The organism is Neisseria basseii, assembly GCF_962707005.1.
In the GTDB taxonomy this organism is placed as follows: Bacteria; Pseudomonadota; Gammaproteobacteria; order Burkholderiales; family Neisseriaceae; genus Neisseria; species Neisseria bergeri.
In genome coordinates this window covers 1-1242 of record NZ_CAUIXH010000051.1, presented here as the reverse complement: position 1 = coordinate 1242, position 1242 = coordinate 1, and the positions used below count along the sequence as shown (strand labels likewise).

2 protein-coding genes are annotated in these 1242 nt (G+C 55.7%); both read right to left on the bottom strand.

What is annotated here, in order from left to right; all coding sequences use genetic code 11:
• Positions 1-631, bottom strand: a 631-nt coding sequence (locus Q9I99_RS11235) for a glycosyltransferase family protein (RefSeq protein ID WP_369416263.1), incomplete at its 3' end; no start/stop codon positions are given.
• A gap of 19 nt (positions 632-650) precedes the next feature.
• Positions 651-1242, bottom strand: a 592-nt coding sequence (locus Q9I99_RS11230; protein ID WP_304666236.1) for a glycosyltransferase, incomplete at its 5' end; no start/stop codon positions are given.

The window sequence follows — 1242 nt, the reverse complement described above, 5'->3', positions numbered from 1 at the left end:
GCGGGGGGGGGGGGGCGATGGCGGCAAAATCCGTACCGATATAGACGGCTTCGCCGGGTACGTTCGGATTGGCTTCTTTGGCGCGGTCGAGATAAGTCTGCGATACGGCAACCAGCGCGTCGGCGCAGCGGTAGGCATGGTTGGCGCGTGAAGCAAAGGGCAGCAGCTTGTGCGGTACTTTTTTCAAAAACGGTACGACCGAGGAGAAAGACTCCGGCCATACGTCCTGCACATCGACAATCAGTTTGTAGCCCAAACGCGCTTTGTGTTTGCCCAACAGCAGGTTGGTGGCAATCAGCGGATAGGCGGAATAGACGATGTCTTGTTCGCCCGGCCGGCAGTTTTTCAGCCATTGCTCAAAATTTTTGACGAAGCGGTAATGGCTGGCAACACGTTCTAAAGACACGTTTTTGCCGTAGCCGCTTTCTTCCAACAGCATGACTTTCAGACGGCCTTGCGAGGCGGCCTCGGCATCTTCGGGCCGTCTGAAGGATTTGTCGTAGTGGCGGAAACGGCTGGTAATCAGCAACACGTCGTGCGATTGCGACAACAGTTCTGCCAGATACCAAAAGCGGTTGAAATACGGTTCGGACGGCAGCGAGCAGTAGGGGGCGACTATGGTGATGTTCATCGGCGGCTTTCAGACGGCATTACATGGTATAGGCGGCCATGGTGGTACGGTAGATTTCGTCGTCGGAACAGAGTGCGGCGACGTGTGCGTGCAGCCTTTTGCCCATTGCTTCGCGCAACAGCGGCTGTCTGACGAGCGTGTCTACGGCTTCGATAAATGCTTCTTCGTCGCCGAAGGGGATGCAGTAACCCGTTTCCCCGGTGACGACCATTTCGGAAATGCCCGCCATATCGTAGGTAACGACGGGCGTGTCGTAAAGGCCGGCTTCCAAAATATTGTTGCCGACACCTGCGCCGTGGTCGCCCACGCAATGCGGCGTGTTCACCAAAATATCGATTTCTTTGAAGTAGCCGGTCAAATCGCGCACGCCGCCGAGGAAGGTAACTTTGTCTTCAATGCCCAGACGTTCCGCCTGCATTTTTAAATTGTCCATTTCTTCTCCTATGCCAGCTATGTTGAGGCGGACGGGCATACCGCGGTCAACCATTTTCTTCAAAATATCCAGCATCAGATGCACGGCGCGGACGGTGTCCAAACGGGAAAGCGTGCCGAGTACGGCGCATTCTTTTTCGGTTTTCCGGAAATGAAATTCCGGGGGGGGGGGGGGGGTG